This window comes from Actinomadura rubrobrunea NBRC 15275 (genome assembly GCF_001552235.1).
GTDB classification, from domain to species: domain Bacteria; phylum Actinomycetota; class Actinomycetes; order Streptosporangiales; family Streptosporangiaceae; genus Spirillospora; species Spirillospora viridilutea.
Map to the genome: position 1 here is coordinate 1 of NZ_BCQU01000023.1, position 20,443 is coordinate 20,443.

Annotated in this window: 16 protein-coding genes and 1 pseudogene; 8 read left to right on the forward strand and 9 right to left on the reverse strand. The window is 72.5% G+C overall.

The genetic code is table 11. From position 1 onward, the window contains the following. A partial coding sequence (locus AR3_RS09615; protein ID WP_169803804.1) for a PucR family transcriptional regulator occupies positions 1-636 on the forward strand: 636 nt, incomplete at its 5' end. Positions 637-873: 237 nt separating this feature from the next. Here the strand turns inward: AR3_RS09615 and AR3_RS09620 are convergent. Next, positions 874-2,355 carry a glutamate-cysteine ligase family protein gene (locus AR3_RS09620; RefSeq protein WP_067911776.1) on the reverse strand — a complete coding sequence of 494 codons (1,482 nt, stop codon included), beginning with the start codon at positions 2,353-2,355 and terminating at the stop codon, positions 874-876. A gap of 305 nt (positions 2,356-2,660) precedes the next feature. Here AR3_RS09620 and AR3_RS09625 point away from each other — a divergent pair, with 305 nt between their 5' ends. Next, positions 2,661-4,016, forward strand: coding sequence for a sensor histidine kinase (locus tag AR3_RS09625; protein ID WP_067911939.1), 1,356 nt, complete (start codon positions 2,661-2,663; stop codon positions 4,014-4,016). 83 nt (positions 4,017-4,099) lie between these two features. Here the strand turns inward: AR3_RS09625 and AR3_RS09630 are convergent, their stop codons facing one another. Both AR3_RS09630 and sigE read right to left on the reverse strand, forming a co-directional pair. Then, a complete protein-coding gene (locus AR3_RS09630) occupies positions 4,100-4,651 on the reverse strand; it encodes a YceI family protein (protein WP_067911942.1) in 552 nt (183 codons plus the stop codon). Positions 4,652-5,149: 498 nt separating this feature from the next. Further along, the gene (sigE, locus tag AR3_RS09635; protein ID WP_281179242.1) at positions 5,150-5,710 is read right to left on the reverse strand and encodes an RNA polymerase sigma factor SigE; all 561 of its coding nucleotides are present in this window, start codon (positions 5,708-5,710) and stop codon (positions 5,150-5,152) included. A 306-nt stretch (positions 5,711-6,016) separates the two neighbouring features. Between sigE and AR3_RS09640 the strand changes: the two genes are divergently transcribed. Both AR3_RS09640 and AR3_RS09645 read left to right on the forward strand, forming a co-directional pair. After that, positions 6,017-7,600, forward strand: coding sequence for an acyl-CoA synthetase (locus AR3_RS09640; protein ID WP_067911780.1), 1,584 nt, complete (start codon positions 6,017-6,019; stop codon positions 7,598-7,600). Positions 7,601-7,807: 207 nt separating this feature from the next. After that, positions 7,808-9,307: a serine/threonine-protein kinase gene (locus tag AR3_RS09645; protein WP_083951210.1), complete on the forward strand. Its 1,500-nt coding sequence runs from the start codon at positions 7,808-7,810 to the stop codon at positions 9,305-9,307. Between the two features lie 18 nt (positions 9,308-9,325). Here the strand turns inward: AR3_RS09645 and rho are convergent. Next, a pseudogene (gene rho, locus AR3_RS09650) lies at positions 9,326-10,510 on the reverse strand (transcription termination factor Rho); the annotation flags it as partial. A gap of 421 nt (positions 10,511-10,931) precedes the next feature. Between rho and AR3_RS09655 the strand changes: the two are divergent. Beyond that, the gene (locus AR3_RS09655; RefSeq protein WP_067911784.1) at positions 10,932-11,693 is read left to right on the forward strand and encodes an enoyl-CoA hydratase/isomerase family protein; all 762 of its coding nucleotides are present in this window, start codon (positions 10,932-10,934) and stop codon (positions 11,691-11,693) included. Positions 11,694-11,736: 43 nt separating this feature from the next. Here AR3_RS09655 and AR3_RS09660 read toward each other — a convergent pair whose 3' ends face one another. From AR3_RS09660 to AR3_RS09675, 4 genes are all read right to left on the reverse strand, one after another. After that, a complete protein-coding gene (locus tag AR3_RS09660; RefSeq protein ID WP_067911785.1) occupies positions 11,737-12,804 on the reverse strand; it encodes a coiled-coil domain-containing protein in 1,068 nt (355 codons plus the stop codon). 162 nt (positions 12,805-12,966) lie between these two features. Further along, entirely contained in the window at positions 12,967-13,638 is a 672-nt protein-coding gene (locus AR3_RS09665; protein WP_227023113.1) for a polysaccharide deacetylase family protein, read from the reverse strand. A 325-nt stretch (positions 13,639-13,963) separates the two neighbouring features. Next, positions 13,964-14,368, reverse strand: a complete 405-nt coding sequence (locus AR3_RS09670; RefSeq protein WP_067911787.1) for a RidA family protein — start codon at positions 14,366-14,368, stop codon at positions 13,964-13,966. After that, positions 14,365-15,192 (reverse strand): IclR family transcriptional regulator, encoded by an 828-nt coding sequence (locus tag AR3_RS09675; RefSeq protein WP_083951212.1) that lies wholly within the window; start codon positions 15,190-15,192, stop codon positions 14,365-14,367. The genes AR3_RS09670 and AR3_RS09675 overlap by 4 nt, the downstream gene beginning before the upstream one ends. 102 nt (positions 15,193-15,294) lie before the next feature. On the opposite strand from AR3_RS09675, the gene AR3_RS09680 reads away from it, so the two are divergent. The 3 genes from AR3_RS09680 (at position 15,295) to AR3_RS09690 (ending at position 19,629) form a co-directional block, all read left to right on the forward strand. Then, complete coding sequence (locus AR3_RS09680; protein WP_067911944.1) at positions 15,295-16,545, forward strand: alanine racemase; 1,251 nt, start codon at positions 15,295-15,297, stop codon at positions 16,543-16,545. Further along, the gene (locus AR3_RS09685; protein ID WP_067911788.1) at positions 16,545-18,158 is read left to right on the forward strand and encodes an N-acyl-D-amino-acid deacylase family protein; all 1,614 of its coding nucleotides are present in this window, start codon (positions 16,545-16,547) and stop codon (positions 18,156-18,158) included. The genes AR3_RS09680 and AR3_RS09685 overlap by 1 nt, the downstream gene beginning before the upstream one ends. A gap of 82 nt (positions 18,159-18,240) precedes the next feature. Then, positions 18,241-19,629: a GntP family permease gene (locus AR3_RS09690; protein WP_067911789.1), complete on the forward strand. Its 1,389-nt coding sequence runs from the start codon at positions 18,241-18,243 to the stop codon at positions 19,627-19,629. Positions 19,630-19,689: 60 nt separating this feature from the next. On the opposite strand, the gene AR3_RS09695 is transcribed toward AR3_RS09690, so the two are convergent. Beyond that, on the reverse strand, positions 19,690-20,319 hold the full coding sequence (locus tag AR3_RS09695) for a TetR/AcrR family transcriptional regulator (RefSeq protein ID WP_067911792.1): 630 nt from the start codon (positions 20,317-20,319) through the stop codon (positions 19,690-19,692). Between the last annotated feature and the right edge of the window lie 124 nt (positions 20,320-20,443).

Sequence of the window (20,443 nt, forward strand, 5' to 3'; positions counted from 1 at the left end):
GCCGACGCCCGGCAGCCGGCCTTCCCGCCCGACATCCTGGTGGACCTGGAGCGCCGCACCCCCAGCCTGATCATCCCCGACCCGGACGGGCCGGGCCGCGCCAAGCTGATCGACCGGGCGCTCAGCGGCTGCCTGGCCGTGGTCGGCCCCACCGTGCCGGTCACCGAGGCGGCGCGGTCGTTCCACTGGGCCCGCAAGACGCTCGGCCTGGTGGAACGCGGCGTGATCGAGGCCGACGGCGTGGTGCGCAGCGTGGACCACATGTCCACCCTGATCCTCTTCCAGGACGAGGAGCTGATCACCTCGCTGGCGCGGATGCGCCTGGCGCCCCTGGCGCACCTGCGCGCCAGCCAGCAGGACCGGCTGGCCGAGACGCTGCTGGCCTGGCTGCAGTCGGGACGCAACGCCAACGAGGTCGCGATGCGGCTGCACGTCCACCCGCAGACGGTGCGCTACCGGCTGCGGCAGCTGGAGGAGCTGTTCGGCGACCAGCTCCTCGACCCGGACCTGCGGTTCGACCTGGAGATCGTGCTGCGGGCGCGGGCGCTGCTGTCGGAGGGGTCGCGCGGCCCCGTGATCCCGGCGGCCAAGGAGGCGGTGGGCGACGCGGCCGAGGTCGTCACCTTCCGCCGCTGACCCCTGGCCGCCGGGGGGCGGACGCAGTGCGAACCGCCCGGCGCGCTCGCCGACCGTCCCGAGACCGGCGGAGATCGAGGCGCACGCGCGACGGCCCGACGGGCGTTCGTGACCCGCCGCCCGGGCACCCGGACGGCGGGTCAGAGGGGCCTGCGCCGCGTGACCGTCCGCTCCCGCCTCACGACCCGACCGCGCCGCCGACCGCGCCGACCGCGCGGACCACGCGACGAGCGCGGGTCACGCGGCGACGGGCCAGGTGTGCACGGGCTCGTTGGAACGCATCCCCTCCACGTACTGCCGGACCATCTCCCGCAGCGCCTCCTGCCGCGGCGCGCCGTCCCTCTCCTCCAGCGCGCGGACCGTCTCGACCTGCCAGCGCGCCCCCGTCCGGCCGGTGGCGCAGCGCCGCTCGATGATGCCGAGCAGGCGGTCGCGGCGGACCGGGTCGACCCCCCACCGGTCCAGGCCCTCGTATGCCAGCGGCAGCAGCCTGCGCAGCACCAGGTCGGCCACCGGGACCTCGCCCATTCCCGGCCAGTACAGGCGGGCGTCCATGCCCCGCCGGGCGGCCCGGTGCAGGTTCTCCTCGGCCGTCGTGAACGACATGCGCGTCCAGACCGGGCGCTCGTCCTCGGCCAGCATCCGCACCAGCCCGTAGTAGAACGCGCCGTTGGCGATCACGTCCGCGACCGTGGGGCCCGCGGGCAGCACCCGGTTCTCCACCCGCAGGTGCGGCTTGCCGTCGACCACGGCGTAGACGGGGCGGTTCCAGCGGTACACCGTCCCGTTGTGCAGCATCAGCTCGCCGAGCTGCGGGATCCCGCCGCGCTCGAGCACGTCCAGCGGGTCCTCCTCGTCGCACAGCGGCAGCAGCGCGGGGAAGTAGCGGGTGTTCTCCTCGAACAGGTCGAACACCGAGGTGATCCAGCGTTCGCCGAACCACACCCGCGGCCGCACGCCCTGCGCCTTCAGCTCCTCCGGCCGGGTGTCGGTGGCCTGCTCGAACAGCGTGATGCGGGTCTCGTCCCACAGGCGGTGCCCGAACAGGAACGGCGAGTTGGCCGCCAGCGCCACCTGCGGGCCGGCGATCGCCTGGGCCGCGTTCCAGTAGGCGCCGAACTCGTTCGGGCTGACCTGCAGGTGGAACTGCACGCTGGTGCAGGCGGCCTCCGGCAGGATGCAGTCGGCGTGCATGTCCAGCGGCTCGGGCCCGTCGATGTCGATGCGCATCTCCTCGCCGCGGGCGGCGAAGATCTGGTCGTTGAGCATCTTGTAGCGGTCGTTGGCCGACATCGACTCCTCGCCGATGTCCGAGCGGCGCAGCGTCGGCAGGATGCCGATCATCACCAGCTGGGCGCCGATCTCGCGGGCGCGCGCGTCGGCGCGCTCCAGATGCCCGAGCACCTCCTGTTCCAGCTCCCCGGTGTTCGCGCCGCCCAGCATCCGCGGCGGAATGTTGATCTCAAGGTTGAACTGGCCCAGCTCGGTGGCCCAGGCCGGGTCGGCGATCGCCTTCAGCACGTCGGCGTTGCGCATCTGCGGATCGCCGCGGCCGTCGATCAGATTCAGTTCGATCTCCATTCCGATGTGCGGGCGCTCGAAATCGAACTGCGACTCGCCCAGCATTCGCGCCAGCACATCCAGGCACCGCCGCACCTTCTCCCGGTACCGGCGCCGGTCCTCGCCGCTGATCTTGGCCGCTGCAACGTCCCTGCCCATGTGTGTCCGCCCTAGATGTCGCTCGGCGTGTCATCATGCGGATGTCCGATATGGGCGTGGACGAAACCCTTTGAACCTGATTAAGGCTGTTTGGTGTGCATGTGCTCACTGGGGCGCCCGGGCGCGGGGTCCCGGCGCCGCGTCGGGCGGCGCCCCGGTGTCGGCCGCTGGCCTGGTCTTTTCCCCTCCGCACTGGCGGTACGTTGAATCGAGCGCGTGTCGTGCATACGGCGGTACGTGACACTCTGTAATGGGATGCGTCCACGGACGGGCGGGCGGGCCGTCCAGTGATCAAGGGGAGCTCCATGCGGCTGCGGCCCAGGTCGATTCGGGTACGCGACACGATCGTGGCCGCGGTGCTCGCCGTGCTGGTGTTCGGCGCGCTCGCCGTCGGCATCGACCTGGCCGTGCGCACCTCCGCCAAGTCCCACCTGCTGGACGAGACCCAGACCGCCGGTCATCGCGTCAGCGCCGCCGTCCGCCAGGGGGCGCTGCGCACCCCGATCCCGGACTTCACCGGCGGCCGGGTGCTGGTCCAGGTGGTGGGCCCCGGCGGCCGCGTGCTGGACGCCACCCGGGCCGCCTCCCGCTACCCGCCGCTGAGCCGCGCGTGGCCGACCCCCGACCGGCGCGTCCACGACTCGGTGGAGTGCCCGGACGACCCCCGGCTGCCGCGCTGCATGGCGATCGAGGCGATCCGGGTCGACACCTCGCCCGAGTCGGCGGTGGTGTACGCGGCCCGGCCGCTGCCCGGCTACCTGGTCAACGGGCTGCTGGAGGCGGCGCTGACCGCGGCCGTGCTGGCGCTGAGCGCGGCGGTCGCCTGGATCACCTGGCGGGTCGTCGGCCGCACCCTGCGCCCGGTGGCGCAGATCCGCACCCAGCTCGCCGAGATCAGCGCGACCGACCTGAGCCGCCGGGTGCCGGAGTCGGAGGCCGAGGACGAGATCGCCGAGCTCGCCCGCACCGCCAACGAGACGCTCGAACGGCTGGAGCGGGCGGTGGCGCGGCAGCGCCAGTTCGCCTCCGACGCCTCGCACGAGCTGCGCACCCCCATCGCCGGCCTGCGGGCCAAGCTCGAGGACGCGGCGATGCACCCCGACGACACCGACCTGCGCGCCGCGATCCGCTCGGCGCTGCGCGACGTGGACCGGCTGCAGTCGATCGTCGCCGACCTGCTGCTGCTCGCCCGCATCGGCACCGTCGGCGCGGTGCAGGAGAGCATCGACCTGGGCCAACTGACCTCCTCCGGGCTGGCCCGGCGCCCCCCGTCCCGGCTCGAGATCAGCACGGATCTGAGGGAGGACGTGCGGGTGCGCGGGGTGCGGGTGCAGCTGGAGCGGCTGCTGGGCAACCTGCTGGACAACGCCGAGCGCTACGCCGCGTCCCGCGTGCACGTCGAGGTGGTCCGCGAGGGGAGCAAGGCGGTGCTGCGCGTCACCGACGACGGGCAGGGCATCCCCGACGTCGACCGGGAGCGGATCTTCGAGCGGTTCACCCGCCTGGACAGCGCCCGCAGCCGCGACGCCGGCGGCGCCGGCCTGGGCCTGGCGATCGCCCGGGAGATCGCCCAGGCGCACGGCGGCTCGCTGCGCGTCGAGGACTGGCCCCGCGGCGCCCGCTTCGCCCTGTCCCTGCCCCTGGAGATGACCAAGGCGTGAACCCGACGGCCGCCTGAAACGGCCGCGGGGCCGCCCGCGACGGCCGCCGTGCGCGGCCGGGGACGGCCCCGGGTGAGCGGAGCTCAGGCGCGGACGGCCTGCACCTCCAGCTGGATGTCGACCTTGTCGCCGAGCAGCGCGCCCTCGCCCTTGAGGGGCACGTTGAACTCGATGCCCCAGTCCTTGCGGTTGATCGTGGTGGTGGCGGAGAACCCGGCGCGGATGCCGCCCCACGGGTCCTCGCCGACGCCGTGGAACTCGACCTCGAGGGTGACGGGCCGGGTGATGCCCCGGATGGTCAGCTCACCGTCGACGAAGTAGCCGTCGCCCTCGGCCCGCACGCCCGTGGTGGCGAACGTCATCGTCGGGTGGTTCTCGACGTCCAGCACCTCGGACGAGCGCACGTGGGCGTCCCGGTCGGCGTTGCGGGTGTCCAGCGACGCCATCTTGATCTCGGCGGTCGCGGTGGACTTGGCCAGCTCCTCCGCGATCTCGATGCTGCCGGAGAACTCGGTGAAGCTGCCGCGCACCTTGGTCATCAGGTGCCGGATGCTGAAGGTCACCTCGGAGTGGGCGGGGTCGATGTTCCAGGTCCCCGCGGTCAGCCCCGGCGCGACGGTGGCGATGCTCGTCATGACGATCTCCAAATGCTTGAAGTTTCAACGACTTGTCTCCGGCCGACATTAGTTGAGCCTTCAAGCGCCTGTCAAACGATGCCGGAAGGGACGACCGAAATTCCACACACACCGCCCAACCCACGCCGCCCCGTTCGCAGTCTCGGGACCGCGCCTGCGGACGGGCTGCCCGACGCGGACGTCCAGCGCTCCATGGAGCGGTGCGATCACCGTGACGACGGCATGCTCTGGGAAATCATCGCGCGGGGCGACCTCGACCGAGCCCTGTCGAAGCTCACGCAATTCCCCGGGCGGTGCGGCTTGGGTGGCGCGGGATTGGCGGCGCCGTGCGGGGTTCTCGTTCGGGGGTGTCAAAGCTTGCGCGTGCTGGCCGCACGACGTCGATATCTCGTATTGCGAGATTCCTTGGCGTCCGCGCGTGACGTGGTGGCGGGTGGAACGGGGGATCTGGGGCGGTGGGCGGCGTTGGGGGAGTGCGGGCTGTTGACACCCTCAGGGTCAGGAGGAGGTGCTGGCGGCCGGGACGGCGTCGGCGGGGCGGCGGTGCTCCAGGGCGGCGCGCAGCTGCGCGCGGCCGCGGTGAATGCGGCTGCGGACGGTGCCGAGCTTCACCCCCAGGGTGGCGGCGATCTCCTCGTAGGTCAGGCCCTCGATGTCGCAGAGCACCACGGCCGCCCGGTACTCGGGAGGCAGCTCGTCCAGGGCCTTCTGGATGTCGGCGTCCAGGTGGCGCTCGTCGTAGGTCTGGGCGGGGCCGGGCTCGCGGCCTTGCAGGCGTTCGGCCGCGTCGTCGCCGAGGGCGTCGAACCGGATGCGCTGCCTGCGGCGGGCCCGGTCCAGGAACAGGTTGGTGGTGATGCGGTGCAGCCACCCCTCGAACGTGCCGGGGCTGTAGGAGGACAGCGACCGGAAGACGCGGACGAACACGTCCTGGGTGAGGTCCTCGGCGTCGTGCCGGTTGCCGGTCAGCCGGTACGCCAGCCGGAACACCCGTGTGGAGTGCTCGTTGACGATCTCCTCCCATGTCGGAGGCGTCCACGCCATCGTGCCTGCGCTCACCGCTACCCCCGGTCTGATGCCAAATCGTTACGGTCAAGGATGCCGTCGCCCAGATAAGAGCCGCGTAAGGGCGAGCGGGTTGGCCGGATGTGGCAGACCCCACAAAGGCGGTTGACCTGGGAGTTCGTGCGGCGTCGGCACCCGCCGCCACCAGGGCGGATGTGACGGATCGGACATGTCGCGGCCTGTGATCCATCTCATTGGACGAAGTGTCAGCAAGTATTGAGCGGACGGGCGCGGCGCACGATGATCGAGGGGCACGGGAGCGACGGCGCTCGCCCACCCCCCGAGTCGCGAGGTAGTGCCATGGCGCGCAGCTACAACCTGGCCGATCTGTTGGAACTCCTGGCGCAGGCGGGTCCGGACCGCCCGGCCCTGGTCGCGGGATCAGTCCGCCACACCTATCGCGAACTGGACGAACGGGCGTCCCGCGTCGGACGGCATCTGGCGTCGGCCGGGGTGCGGCCCGGCGAGCACGTGGCGATCCTCGCCTACAACCGGGCCGAGTGGATCGAGAGCATGTTCGGCGCCTACAAGATCCGGGCCGTGCCCATCCCCGTGAACTACCGGTACGTCGCCGGCGAGCTGCGGCACGTCCTGGCCGACTCCCGGTCCGTGGCGCTGATCGGGGAGCGGTCGCTGCTGACCCGGGTCCAGCGGATCCGCGGCGACCTGCCCGACCTCAGGCACGTGGTGGTGCTGGAGGACGGCTCCGACGACGAGGTGCCCGGCGCCGTCGAGTACGAGAAGGCGCTGGCGGACGCGCCGGAGACGCCGTTCCCCGAACGGTCGAGCGACGACCGGTACATCATGTACACCGGCGGGACCACCGGATACCCGAAGGGCGTCGAGTGGCGCTGCGAGGACATCTTCTTCGCCGCGCTCGGCGGCGGGAACGTCCTCGGCGACCCCATCGGCAGCCCCGAGCAGATCGTCGAGAGCGCCGAGCGGCCGCCCATGGCCGTGCTGGACTGCGCGCCCGTCATGCACGGCGCCGGGCAGTGGGTGGCGTTGATGGGGCTGTTCAGCGGCGCCAAGGTCGTGCTCTACACCGACCGCGCGTTCGACCCGGGACGGGCGCTGCGGCTGCTGGCCGAAGAACAGGCGAACGTGCTGATGCTCGTCGGCGACGCGATGGCGCGTCCGGTCGCGCGCGAGCTCGCCACGGGCCGGTACGACACGTCGCCGCTGTTCGCCGTCGCGTCCGGCGGCGCCCCGCTGACCGAGACGGCGCGGCGCGAGCTCACCGCGCACCTGCCGAACCTGGTGTTCCTCGACAACTACGGCGCCTCGGAGACCGGCACGTGCGGGCCGTCCGTCGGCGCCAAGGAGGGCACGGCCCGTTTCCAGATGAAGCCGGAGATCACCGTCCTCGGCCCGGATCTGAGGCCCGTCAAGCCCGGCGAGGTCGGCAGGCTCGCGCGCAGCGGCCACATCCCGCTCGGCTACTACAACGACCCGAAGAAGACGGCCGAGACGTTCTTCACCGACGACGACGGCGTGCGCTGGTCGGTGCCCGGCGACTTCGCGGTGCTGGAGGAGGACGGCACCATCACGCTGCTCGGCCGCGGTTCGCTCGTCATCAACACCGGCGGGGAGAAGGTGTACCCGGAGGAGGTCGAGGTCGCGCTCAAGGACCACCCCGACGTGTACGACGCGGTGGTCGTGGGCGTGCCGGACGAGCGGTTCGGGCAGCGGGTGGCGGCCGTGGTCGCGCCGCGTCCGGGCGCGTCGCCGACGCTGGAGGAGCTGAACGAGCACTGCCGGGGGCGCCTGGCCGGTTACAAGCTGCCGCGCAGTCTCACCCTGGTGGACGAGGTGAAGCGCACCGCCGTCGGCAAGTCCGATTACGCCTGGGCGAGAAGCGTCATCGACGGCACCGCCTCGTGACCCGTCGCCGCCCGCGCGAGGCGTTTCCGGAAGCCATTCCGCGACCGCGCGCAAGGCGTCTTGTATGTCCCTTTTGAGGGAATCGGCCGTTGCAGGGGACGGCAATGATAACGGCAATGGAGGAGGTTCTCCGGGTAGGACACCGGTCAAAAAATCCTTCCGGCGCGGGGGGCATGCCTTGGTGCGGTTCGCGCGCATAACCACCCCATGGGGGGAGATCGGTGGATTCCGCTCGCACAGCGGTATCACCTGCTCTCGGTGGTGGGCCGGGGCGGCATGGGCACGGTGTGGCGGGCCTACGACGAGATGCTCGACCGGGACGTGGCCGTCAAGGAGGTGCGGCTGCCCGAAGGGCTGACGCTCGGGGAGCGCCGGGTGCTGTGCCGCCGCCTCATCGACGAGGCGCGCGCCACGGCCGCGCTGCGGCATCCCGGGGTGGTCGTGGTGCACGACGTCGTCATCGAGGACGGCCGGCCGTGGATCATCATGGAGTACCTGCGGGCCCGGTCGCTGCACCGCGTCATCGCCGAGGACGGCCCGCTCAGTCCGCGCCGCGCCGCCGAGATCGGATCGGCCGTGCTGTCGGTGCTGCGCGCCGCGCACAGCGTCGGGATCCTGCACTGCGACGTCAAGCCCAGCAACGTGCTGCTGTGCGACGACGGCCGCGTGCTGCTCGCCGACTTCGGCCTGGCCGTGTACCTGCACGGGGGACGGGACGGCGACACGCTGGTGGCGGGCATCCAAGGGTCGCCCGCGTACCTGTCGCCGGAGCGGGTGCGCGGGGAGCGGGGCACCGAGGCCTCCGACATGTGGTCGCTGGGGGCGACGCTGTACGCGGCGGTGGAGGGCGACTCGCCGTTCCTGCGCTGCCACGCGCTCGCGTCCATGGTGGCGGTGCTGCTGGGCGAGTACGAGCCGCCCAGGCGCGCCGGTCCCCTCACGCCCGTCATCGAGGGACTGCTGCGCCAGAACCCGGAGGAACGGCTCTCTCCGGCCGAAACGGCCTGGCTGCTGCGCTGCGCGCGCAACCAGGAAAGGAACTTGATGCCGCTGCGTGTGGGAAAACAACTGTGGACGGCCCTGCGGGGCGCGCTGTCGGCGCGCAGCGCCGCGCTGCTGCTCGGCATGGGCGCCCGTCCCCGTGTAGGGCTGGTGACGGCGTGCGCCGTCGCGATGGTCGCGCTGGGAACGGTGACGGCCAGATGGCATGCGGCGCACGAGACCGACACCGCCGTCGCGATGGCCGGACACGACGCCGCCGCGCAGTCCGCCCAGGAGTACGCCGCCGTCACCACGCCGGCGCACACCGTCCGCTACCACGAAAGCGGCGGATACAGCCTCGCGGTCCCCGACGACTGGAAGCGCCGGCGGCACGGGGAGCTCGTCCAATGGACCGACCCGCGCACAAGGCGCGGCCTGACCGTCGCACCCGTTTCCGGAGATCCGCTGAGCGGCCTGCGCGCCGCGGAACGCCAGGCCGTGGCGGCGGCCGAATACCCCGGCTATCAGAGGATCCGCCTGGAAGCGGCGCCCGGCGTCGCCCGCGACGCCGCGCAATGGGAGTTCACCTGGACGGACGAGGTCGCGATGCGGATGCTGCGCACCCGAGTGGCCGGTTTCGAACTGTCCTTCTTCGCCCCCGGCTCGCAGTGGACGGCGAGCCGGAAGCTCTTCGAGACGATCCTGGGAACCTTCCACAAGGAGTGAACGCCGCGCGGCCGATGCTCAGGCGGCGGCTTCGGACTGCCGCATGCGCAGCAGGAACTCCGCGTTGGACGAGGTGCCCTTCATCCTCTCCAAGAGCACCTCGACGGCCTGCTGCCGGTCGAGCCCCTGCAGGGCCCGGCGCAGCCGCCAGGACAGCTCCAGCTCCTCGGGCGACATCAGCAGCTCCTCGCGCCGCGTGCCGGACGCCTCCACGTCCACGGCGGGGAACACGCGCTTGTCGGCCAGGCCCCGGTCGAGCTTGAGCTCCATGTTGCCGGTGCCCTTGTACTCCTCGAAGAACACGTCGTCCATGCGGGAGCCGGTCTCGACCAGCGCGGTGGCCAGGATGGTCAGGGAGCCGCCGTTCTCGATGTTGCGCGCGGCCCCGAAGAACTTCTTGGGCGGGTACAGGGCGCTCGTCGCGACGCCGCCCGCGAGGATGCGCCCGTTGGACGGGGCGAGCTGGTTGTAGGCGCGGCCGAGCCGCGTGATGGAGTCGAGCATGACGACCACGTCCCGGCCCTGCTCGACGAGCCGCTTGGCCCGTTCGACGGCCAGCTCGGCCAGGGCGACGTGCTGCTCGGCGGGCTTGTCGAACGTGGAGTGCAGCACCTCGCCGCGGATCGACCGCTGCATGTCGGTGACCTCCTCCGGCCGCTCGTCGATGAGCAGCACCATGAGGTGGCACTCGGGGTTGTTGCGGGCGACCGCGTCGGCGATCGCCTGCAGGATCATCGTCTTGCCGACCCGGGGCGGCGCCACGATGAGGCCGCGCTGCCCCTTGTCGATCGGCGCGACCAGGTCGATGACGCGGGTCGCGACGGCGCCGGTGTCCAGCCGCAGCCGCTCGTTCGGGAACAGCGGCGTCAGCTCGGCGAACGCGGGCCGCCGCGCCGCCTCCTCGACGGGCGCGCCGTTGACGCTGTGCACCTCGACCAGGGCCGGGTGCTTGTCGCGCCCCTGCCGGGGCGGTCGCGCGGTCCCGGCCACGATGTCGCCGGGACGCAGGTGGTGGGCCGTGACCTGCGCCAGCTGGACGTAGACGTCGTCGGGGCCGGGCGTGTAACCGCTCGTCCTGACGAACGCGTGCTTGTCGCGCACGTCCAGCACTCCCTCGAAGGGGACTGCCGGCTGGTCGCAGGTCTCGGTCGTCTGGGGCGCACGGTTCCGCCTCGCCGTCCGCCTCCTCGTACGGGCGGGCCGGGTTTCGGCGACGGACGTGCGCTCCGTCGTGATGGTCGCGGTGGAGGGCATGAAGATCCCTTCTGGGAGTGCGCGGGAAGGCCGCGGCACTCCGGAGACGGCTCCCGTCGACTCGGTTCTACGTACGGGAGGGGGAGGAAGATTCGACCCTGCGGGATCGAGCCGCTGAACATGAACACCGGGCGCTCAGATGGCCCACGCGAAGAAGGAAACGCCACTGCCGCAAGGGATCACCCAGAGCGGCCGACTCAATCGGACATCAACACAGGCGCTCATTCATTAAAGCACACGGGACCGCTCCGGTATTCCCTCCACGCGGCGCGGTATTCGACCGCGGCCGCGGCCGAGCGGAAAGGCGGGCGGGCCGAAGCCCGGATCTTCCGGTCCGTACGATTGCCCGAGGCCACACGGAAGGGGACGGATGGGACTGCGCCTCGCCGTCGACGCCGCGTCGGGCGTCGCCACGATCACCATCGACCGGCCGCACAAGCGCAACGCCATGACGCGTGCGATGTGGCTGGAGCTGCCGCGGCTGCTGGACGGGCTGGCCGCCGACCCCGCCGTGCGCGTGGTCGTGGTGACCGGCGCGGGCGGCGACTTCTGCGCGGGCGCCGACATCTCCGAGCTGACCGACGACCGCCACCGCGGGCACCCCTCCACGGTGGCCGAGACGGCGCTGGCCGCGTTCCCCAAACCCACGGTCGCCGCGATCGAGGGCGTCTGCGTCGGCGGCGGCTGCCAGCTCGCCGCGGCCTGCGACCTGCGGTTCGCCGCCTCCTCCGCCCGCTTCGGCGTCACCCCGGCCCGGCTCGGCCTGGTCTACCCGGCGTCGGCCACGGTCCGTCTCGTCCGCCTCGTCGGCCCGTCCGCCGCCAAGTACCTGGTGTACTCGGCGGAGCTCATCGACGCCGCCCACGCCCTGCGCGTCGGCCTCGTGGACGAGGTCGTGGCGGACGACGTGCACGCCCGGGTGGCGGACTTCGCGCGCACCCTCGCGTCCCGTTCGCTCCTGACCCAGTTCGCCGCCAAGGAGATCATCGAAGCGGCCGCCGCGGGACGGCCGGCGGACGAGACGGCCCGCGCCTGGCAGGCCGAAGCCGCCGCGTCCGGCGAGGCGGACGAAGGCGTGGCCGCCTTCCTGGAGCGCCGCCCGCCCGCCTTCCCCTGGACGCCGCACCGCTGACCCCGGCGACGCGCCGGACCGTCCGCGGGGCGGACCGAAGTCGTCAGGTGATCGGCAGGCGGCGGAAGCGTCCCGGAGGCAGGTCCCGCAGACGTGCCGCCGCGGCGACCGGGTCGTGCAGCACGTCGACGACGTCGCCCCTGCGCAACTGCGCCAGCGCCAAGACGCCGCAGGTGATGTCGTCCTGCGTCCGGACGACCACCAGCGGCCCCAACTGCGCGCACCCGGTCTCGAACGAGCCCAGGCACGCCAGCAGCTCCTTCGCCGCCCCCACCACCGAGGAGGCGGGCTGTGCGGTCGTGTCCGGGGAAGCGGAGTTCAGAGCGGCGGCGGAGTCGGCGGGCGCCTGCTGGGAGTGCTCCTGAAGCGCGTTCGCGGGAGCGTCGCCGTCCACCGAGTGGGACTGCGCCGGTGCCTGGGCGGACAGGGCGGCCGCGAAGACGTGCGGTCCGCCGTCCTGGGGCGGAGCGGCCGCGGGGGCCGGCGGCGCGTCGGCGCCGAGAACGTGAAGGAGGTCGAAGAACTCGCGTTCCAAGTCGCGGGGACTGCGTCCGCAGAGGTAGTAGCGGGTGCCGTCCTTGAGCGGGGTCTCCAGTTCGATGTCCAGGCCCAGGGTCTCGGCGAAGTGCTCGTAGACCTTGGCGAGGTCGGCGCGGGAAGCGGTTCCGGTGGCGGTGAGGGTGCCCGCGACGGTGTCGACCGGGTCGGCGCCCAGGGACGCGGCGACCGCCTGGTCGAGCCGGGCCGCCAGGTGGCCGCGCAGGCGGGCGACCTCGTCGGACAGCCGGTCGACGGCTTCGCGCTGCTCGGTCAGGCGGGCGGTGACCTCCGGGAGCATGCGCTCGTTGATCTGCGTGAGGATCGAGCGGATGCGCGCGTCCGTCCGCTGCAGCGCATGGTCGTGGGCGGCGTGCCCCTCGGTGAGGCGCTGCACTTCCGCGCGCTGCTCCGAGCGCAGGCGGTCCAGCGCGTCGCGGGTGTCCTTGAGCGCCGCCACCTGGGTGCGGATGTCGTCGAGTTCGGGCGCGCAGACGGGGCGCCGGCGTTCGAACGCCAGGTACAGCTCCCGGCCGGCGATCGCCAGGCACAGCAGAACGAGGATCGCGGTCATGGCGGCCCCCCACAGGGCTGATCTCGCCTGCAAGATAGTGCACGATCTGCGGACGACGACAGCCCGAAACTGCGCCTTGCCCCGTTCTGCCGGGAAAAATTTACGGTCCGAACGGGCCGGCGGGACGCCCCCGGCACCGCGGCGCGCCCCGCGCCGGACCGGTCAGAGGGCGACGAAGGACAGCCCGCGCGCCTTCAGCTCGGGGATGGCCTTGCGCAGGGCCTTGACGGTCTGCGAGCGGTCGCCGCCGCCGTCGTGGCACAGCATGATGTTTCCCGCCTTGGAGCCGACCAGCACCTTGCGGATGCGGGCCACGCCCGGACGGGTCCAGTCGCGGGGGTCGACCGCCCAGTCCACCGGCAGCATGTCGTGCTCGGCGACCATGTCCAGGATGCGCTTGGACCAGGCGCCGCCGGGGGAGCGGAAGAACGTCGGCACGACGCCGGTGACCTGGGCGATGCGGTCGTGCGCCTCCACGATCTCCTTGCGCAGCCGCTTGGCGGACAGGGCGGTCATCGACAGCGGATGCGTCTGGGTGTGGTTGCACACCTGGTGGCCGGCGTCGGCGATGCGGCGGGCGAGGCGCGGATACTCCTTGACCTGCGTGCCGATGATGAAGAACGTCGCGGTCACCTGGTGCTCGGCGAGCAGGTCGAGGACCTGCGGCGTCCATTCGGGGTGCGGGCCGTCGTCGATGGTGAGCGCGATGGTGTTCGGCGGGGGCGCCGGGGACAGGTCGGTCAGCTCCCGGATCGGGGTGTTGACCGCGGTCAGCTTGCTCTGCGTCCAGGCGGCCGGGCGAGGAGTCGGCGTGGGCGTGGGCGTGGCGTGCACGACCGGCTGCCCCTGTGCGGCCTGCCCGGACGGTGGGGCCCCCTTCCGAGGTGAACCGTGTCGGACGCCGTCGGCGCTGAGAACCGCCAGACCGGCCGCGCCCAACAGCCACAGTGCCTTACGCCGAGACGTCATGTTGAGTTGGATTTGCCCCACAAGGTCCACGTTATCCGGGACCCCATCGGTCACGCTGGTCTAATCGGATCACAAACGTCTCACCTCACGGCGACACCGAGGAGACCAGTGCGCGGGGGCGCGCGGACGGGGGAGGCTCATGAGCGCGGCGCCCGAGATCGGCCCGCCGTCCCGGGCGCCGCGGCCGCGGCTAAGCGACGCAGGCGAGGGCGTCGATCTCCACGAGCATCGACTCGTGCGGCAGGTCCACGAAGACGGTCGTGCGGCAGGGCAGGACGCCGCCGGGGCAGTTCTCCTTGACGAACTCGCCGTACGCCTCGTTCATCGCGGCGAAGTCCTCGCGCTTGGTCAGGTAGACGCGGAACATCAGCACGTCCTCGACGCTCGCGCCGCCCGCCTCCAGGACCGCCTTGACGTTCTCCAGCACGCGCCGCGTCTGCGCCTTCACGTCGCCCGGGTACAGGTACTCGCCGGTGGCCGGGTCCTGCGGCCCCTGCCCGGAGACCTGCAGCAGCGGGCCCTTGCGGACGCCCTGGGAGAACACCCAGGCGGGGGCGGGAGCGCCGTCGGTGCGTACCTCGGTCTTGTCGCTCATGTCGTCGTCCTTTCATCGCGGGAGGACATGCCGCGGGGGGACTCGTCGCGGGGGGCCCGGCGGACCGGGTCGCGGTGGGCGTCCTCGCGGTATCCGCATTCGGCGGAGATGGCGCGGGTGGTGGCGAGCAGCTCGGGCAGCAGGTCCATGACCTGCTCGCGGGGCAGCACCACGTCCGGCACCGAGATGGACGCGGCGGCGACCACGCGCCCGGTGACGTCGCGGATCGGCGCGGCGACGCAGCGGATGAACGTCTCGTGCTCGGCGTCGTCCACGGCGTAGCCCTGCTCGGCCACGCGCGCCAGCTCGGCGAGCAGCGCGTCCGGGTCGGTGATGGTGTTCGGCGTGTACCGGACGAAGTCGATGTCGCCGACGACGCGTTCGCGGCGGCCGTCGGGCAGGTCCGCCAGCAGCACCTTGGCGATGGCGGTGGCGTGCAGCGGCATGCGCAGCCCGATCCGCGAGTACATGCGGATGGCGTGGCGCGAGTCGTACTTGTCCAGGTAGACGACCTCGCCGCCCTCGTACACGCCCAGGTGGACGGTCTGCCCGGTGACCTCGTTCAACCGGGCCAGGTGCGGGGCCGCCACGCCGCGGATCTCGCGCTGCTCCAGCGCGGCGGCCGACAGCGCGAACATGCGCCGGCCCAGGTGGAAGCGGTGGTCGCCGTCGCGGTAGACGAACCGCTCCTCCTCCAGCGTGCGCAGCAGTCGCAGGACGGTCGTCTTGTGCACCCCGACGGTGGCGGCCAGCTCGTCGAGCCCGCGCGGGCCCTCGCCCAGCTCGATCAGGATCCGCAGCGCCCGTCCCAGGCTCTGGCTCATCGCCCTCTCCATTGACCCGTGTCGCGGCAGGATGCTACAACCGCAGCAGCATATTGTGCAATCGATGTTGCGCTATATGCAATGAAGGAGGTCAGCGTGGGAATGGCAATCGACGACCGGGCCGTCGACGCGCTCGGGAACGAGCGGCTCGACTGGCGGTTCAAGGCGATCCCGGCCGCGGCCGACGGCACGACCGTCGAGGAGTACCTGCGGACGCGGCCGACGCTCGACGACCTCGGCACGCCGCTGCTGACGCTGGACGCCGGGGCCCTCGACCACAACGTCCGCCTGATGGCGTCCTGGACGCGGGACGCGGGCGTGCACCTCGCCCCGCACGGCAAGACGACCATGGCGCCCGCCCTGTGGCGCCGCCAGCTCGAGGCCGGGGCGTGGGGCATCACCCTGGCCAACCTTCCCCAGCTGCGCGTCGGCCGCGCGTTCGGGGTGCGGACCCTGCTGCTGGCCAACACGCTGCTCGACCCGGCCGGCCTGGCCTGGCTGGCGCGGGAACTGGAACGCGACACCGAGTTCCGCTTCCTGTCGTGGGTGGACGACGCCCGGTCGGTGGAGCTGATGGACGAGGCGCTGCGCGCGGCGGACGCGTCCCGCCCCGTGGACGTGTGCGTCGAGCTGGGCGGGCCGGGCGGCCGCACGGGCGTGCGCGACGACGAGGAGGCGGTCGCCGTCGCCGAGGCCGTCCGCAAGGCGCCGACCCTGCGGCTCGCGGGCGTCGCCGGCTACGAGGGCGCGCTCGCCCACGACGCGTCCGACGAGGGACGCGCCGCCGTCGACGCGTACCTGCGCCGCATGGCGGCCCTGCACGGGCGCCTCGCGTACGAGGTGGACGACCCGGTCGTCACGGCGGGCGGCAGCGCGTTCTTCGACCAGGTGGTGGACGTGCTCGCCGGGCTCGACGGGCAGGTCGTGCTGCGGTCGGGCGCGTACATCGTCCACGACGACGGCTTCTACCGGTCCATCTCGCCGTTCGTCCGCGGCGCCCACGGCGAGCGGCTGCGGTCGGCGATGCACGCGTGGGCCCGCGTGGTGTCGCGACCGGAGCCGGGCCTGGCGCTGCTGGACGCCGGACGGCGCGACCTGCCCTTCGACCAGGGCCTTCCCGAACCGCAGCTCGTCCGAGGCGAAGGCGCGGCGCCGGTGCGGAACGCCCGGGTGACCGCGCTCAACGACCAGCACGCGTTCCTCCGCGACGCCGACGTCCAGGTGGGCGACGTGGTGCGGCTCGGGTTGTCGCACCCCTGCACGGCGCTGGACAAGTGGACGCTCATCCCCGTCGTGGACGACGCGGACGCCGACAACCCCGCCGTGGTCGACCTGATCAGGACGTGGTTCTGATGACCGACCTGCTGATCCGCGGCGCCACCGTGGTCGACGGCACCGGCGCGCCCGGCCGGGTCGCCGACGTCGCCGTCGCCGGCGGCCGCGTCGAGGCCGTGGACGACCGCCTGCCGCGCGGCGCCCGCCGGGAGATCGACGCGTCCGGCCTGGTGCTCGCGCCCGGCTTCATCGACATGCACTCCCACTCCGACCTGCACGTCCTGGTCGAACGCGACCACACGGCCAAGGTGAGCCAGGGCGTCACGACGGAGGTGCTCGGCCAGGACGGCCTGTCGTACGCGCCCGTCGACGACACCACCCTCCCGGCGATCCGGCAGGCCGTCGCGGGCTGGAACGGCGACCCCGACGGCTTCGACTGGAACTGGCGGAGCGTCGGCGAATACCTCGACCGGCTGGACGAGGGCATCGCCGTCAACGCCTGCTACCTCGTCCCGCAGGGAACGGTCCGCATGCTCGCCATGGGATGGGACGACCGGCCGCCCACCGAGGCCGAACTCGACCGGCAGCGCGAACTCGTCGCCACCGCCATGCGCGAAGGCGCGGTCGGCATGTCGAGCGGGCTGACGTACGCGCCCGGCATGTACGCGGGCGACGACGAGCTGGTCGAACTGTGCCGGGTCGTGGCGTCGTTCGGCGGGTTCTACGCCCCGCACCACCGCTCGTACGGCGCCGGGGCGCTGGAGGCGTACGCGCAGATGGTGGAGGTGTCGCGGCGGTCCGGCTGCCCGCTGCACCTGGCGCACGCCACCATGAACTTCGGCGTCAACGCCGGCCGCGCCCCCGAGCTGCTGCGCCTGCTGGACGACGCCATCGCCGGCGGCTGCGACATCACCCTCGACACCTACCCCTACCTGCCCGGGTCGACCACGCTCGCCGCGCTGCTGCCGAGCTGGGCGTCCGAGGGCGGGCCCGCCGCGATCCTCGCCCGGCTCGCCGACGCGCCGACCCGCGAGCGCATCCGGCGCGTCCTGGAGGTCGAGGGCTCGGACGGCTGCCACGGCGTCCCCGTCGAATGGGACACCATCGAGATCTCCGGCTCGCGCGACCCGTCGGCGGTCGGCCGGACGGTCGCCGCGCTGGCCGCCGCGTCCGGACGGTCCCCGTTCGAGGTGTTCGCCGACCTGCTCGTCGCCGACGAGCTGGGCACGACGATCCTGCAGCACGTCGGGCACGAGGACAACGTCCAGACGATCATGCGGCATCCCGCGCACACCGGCGGCAGCGACGGCCTGCTGCCCCTGGCGGCGGCCGGCGGCGCGGCCAAGCCGCACCCGCGCGCGTGGGGCACCTTCCCCCGCTACCTGGGCCGGTACGTGCGCGAGCTGGGCGTGCTGTCGCTGGAGGAGTGCGTGGCGCACCTGACCGGACGCGCCGCACGCCGCCTCAAGCTCGCCGACCGCGGCCTGGTGCGCCCCGGCTTCCACGCCGACCTCGTCCTGTTCGACCCCGACACCGTCCGCGACACCGCCACGTTCGACGAGCCCCGGCAGCGCCCCGAGGGCATCCCGTACGTCTTCGTCGGCGGCGTCGCGGTCATCGACGACGGCGCCCACACCGGCTCCCTGCCCGGACGATCCCTGCGCCGCGCCCCCGACGGTTCGACCCGCTGACCCCCGCTGACCGCCTCCCGCCCCTCACCCCCAGGCCGCGGCCCGCCCGCACGGGCCGCGGCGCACCCCCCGAAGGATCGACATGATCGATTGGCTGCATCACGACACCGGCGGCCTGCTGCTGCTCTGCGCGGCGGCGATCGCCCTGCTCCTGTTCCTGATCATCAAGGTGCGGTTGGAGCCGTTCATCTCGCTGCTGGTGTCCGGGCTGGCGCTGGCGCTGGCCGCGGGCCTGAGCGTCGAGCAGATCGTCGGCACCGCGCTCAGCTCCAAGGAGTCGCTGCTGGAGACCGGCTTCGGCGGCATCCTCGGGCACATCGCGCCGATCATCGGGCTCGGCACCATCCTCGGCGCGATCCTGGAACGCTCCGGCGGCGCCGACGTGCTCACCCGCCGCCTGCTGCGCGTCTTCGGCGAACGCGGCGCGCCCCTCGCCATGGGCCTGGCCGGCCTGGTCCTAGGGGTGCCCGTTTTCTTCGATATCGGGATATTTGTCCTTGCTCCGCTGGTCTACATCACCGCGCGGCGCGGCGGCCGGTCGCTGGTGCTGTACGCGCTCCCGCTGCTGGCCGGACTGTCGATGACGCACGCGTTCCTGCCCCCGCACCCCGGCCCGGTGGCCGCGGCCGGGCTGCTCGACGTCTCCCTCGGCTGGATCATCGTCATGGGCGCGGTCTGCGGCGTCCCGGCGTTCCTCGTCGCGGGCGTCGCGTGGGGCGCGTGGATCGGCAAGCGCGTGCACGTCACCGTGCCCGAGGACTACGTGGTCGGCGAGGAGGAGGGCCGCGACGCCGCCCGCCCCGAGCCGCCCCTCACCGCGGTCCTGCTCGTCATCGCGGCGCCCCTGGTGCTGATCCTGCTCGCCACGTTCGGCGCCGTCTGGTGGAAGGACAGCCCGGCGCTGCCCACGCTGACCTTCCTCGGCAACCCGGCGGTCGCGCTCACCCTCGCCGTGCTGCTGGCCATGTGGCTGCTCGGCGTGCGCCGCGGCATCCCGGCCGCCGAGCTGTCGGAGCTGGCCACCCGGTCGCTGCGCCCGGTCGGCATGATCCTGCTCGTCGTCGGCGCGGGCGCGTTCTTCGGCGCGGTCATCTCCGCCACCGGCGTCGGCAAGGCCCTGGCCGGAACGCTGTCGGACGCGGGCCTGCCGGTGATCGTGCTGGCCTACCTGATCAGCTGCGGGCTGCGGCTGGCGCAGGGGTCGGCGACCGTCGCGATCGTCACCACCGGCGGCATCGTCGCGCCGCTGCTGCAGGGCGAGCACCACAGCCAGGCCCACCTGGCGCTGATCGTCATCGCGATCTCCGCGGGCTCGATCATCGCCTCGCACGTCAACGACGGCGGCTTCTGGATCGTCTCCCGCTACTTCAACATGTCCGTCCGGGACACCCTGAAGACCTGGACCGTGCTGGAGACGATCCTGTCCGTCGTCGGCTTCGCCGCGGCCGCCGCCCTGAGCGTCTTCGTCTAGCTCCACGCGGCCGGGTACGGATGTGCGCCGGAATCGGGGGCCGGCGCCCCCGCCCGAAGGTCACGCGCCGAGCAGGCTGCGGACGTGCGTCAGGATCGGCGCGCGCAGACTCGGCAGGGAGGCGTGCTCACCCGCGGCGACCTTCCCGGTGACCAGCGCGGCCACTCCGCCGACGATCATCCGGCCGGCGAACTGCGGATCGGGCAGCCGGCGCCAGCGCTCGTCGGCCGCCATCACCGAGTGCATCAGCTCGGCGAACCGCTGCTGCACCGCGAAGCGCGCCGCGGCCGAGGACGCGCCCAGCGCGTAGACCTCCACCAGGAACGTGCGGGCCCGCGCCCCGTCCGCGGCCAGTTCGCGCAGATAGGCCCCGATGGCGCGGTCCAAACGCTGCAGCGGCGGCAGGTCCTCCGACCCCGCCGCCGCGGTGACGACGGCGACCATCCGTTCGGCGGCGGCGGCATAGGCGGCCAGGAAGCACGCCCGCTTGTCGGCGAAGTGACGGTAGAACGTCTCGCGGGACACGTGGGCGCGTTTGAGCACATCGGCGACGGTGCTGGCGGCGTACCCCTTCTCCCCGACCACCTCGATGACGCTCTGCAGCAGCCGCTCGCGCTGGGAGGCGGCGACCTGTTCGCGGGTCAGGTGATGACGTCCCCGAGGTAGTGATTCGTAGCCCAGGGAGTCCACGGGAGGAAAATTACCAACGCGGGAGAACGGCGCACAACGAGCAATATCCGCGTTGCGAACACAGGTGTTCGTGAAGGTGTTACCTTCGTCGGCGTATGACCGGCGGCGACACCCGGGACACCGG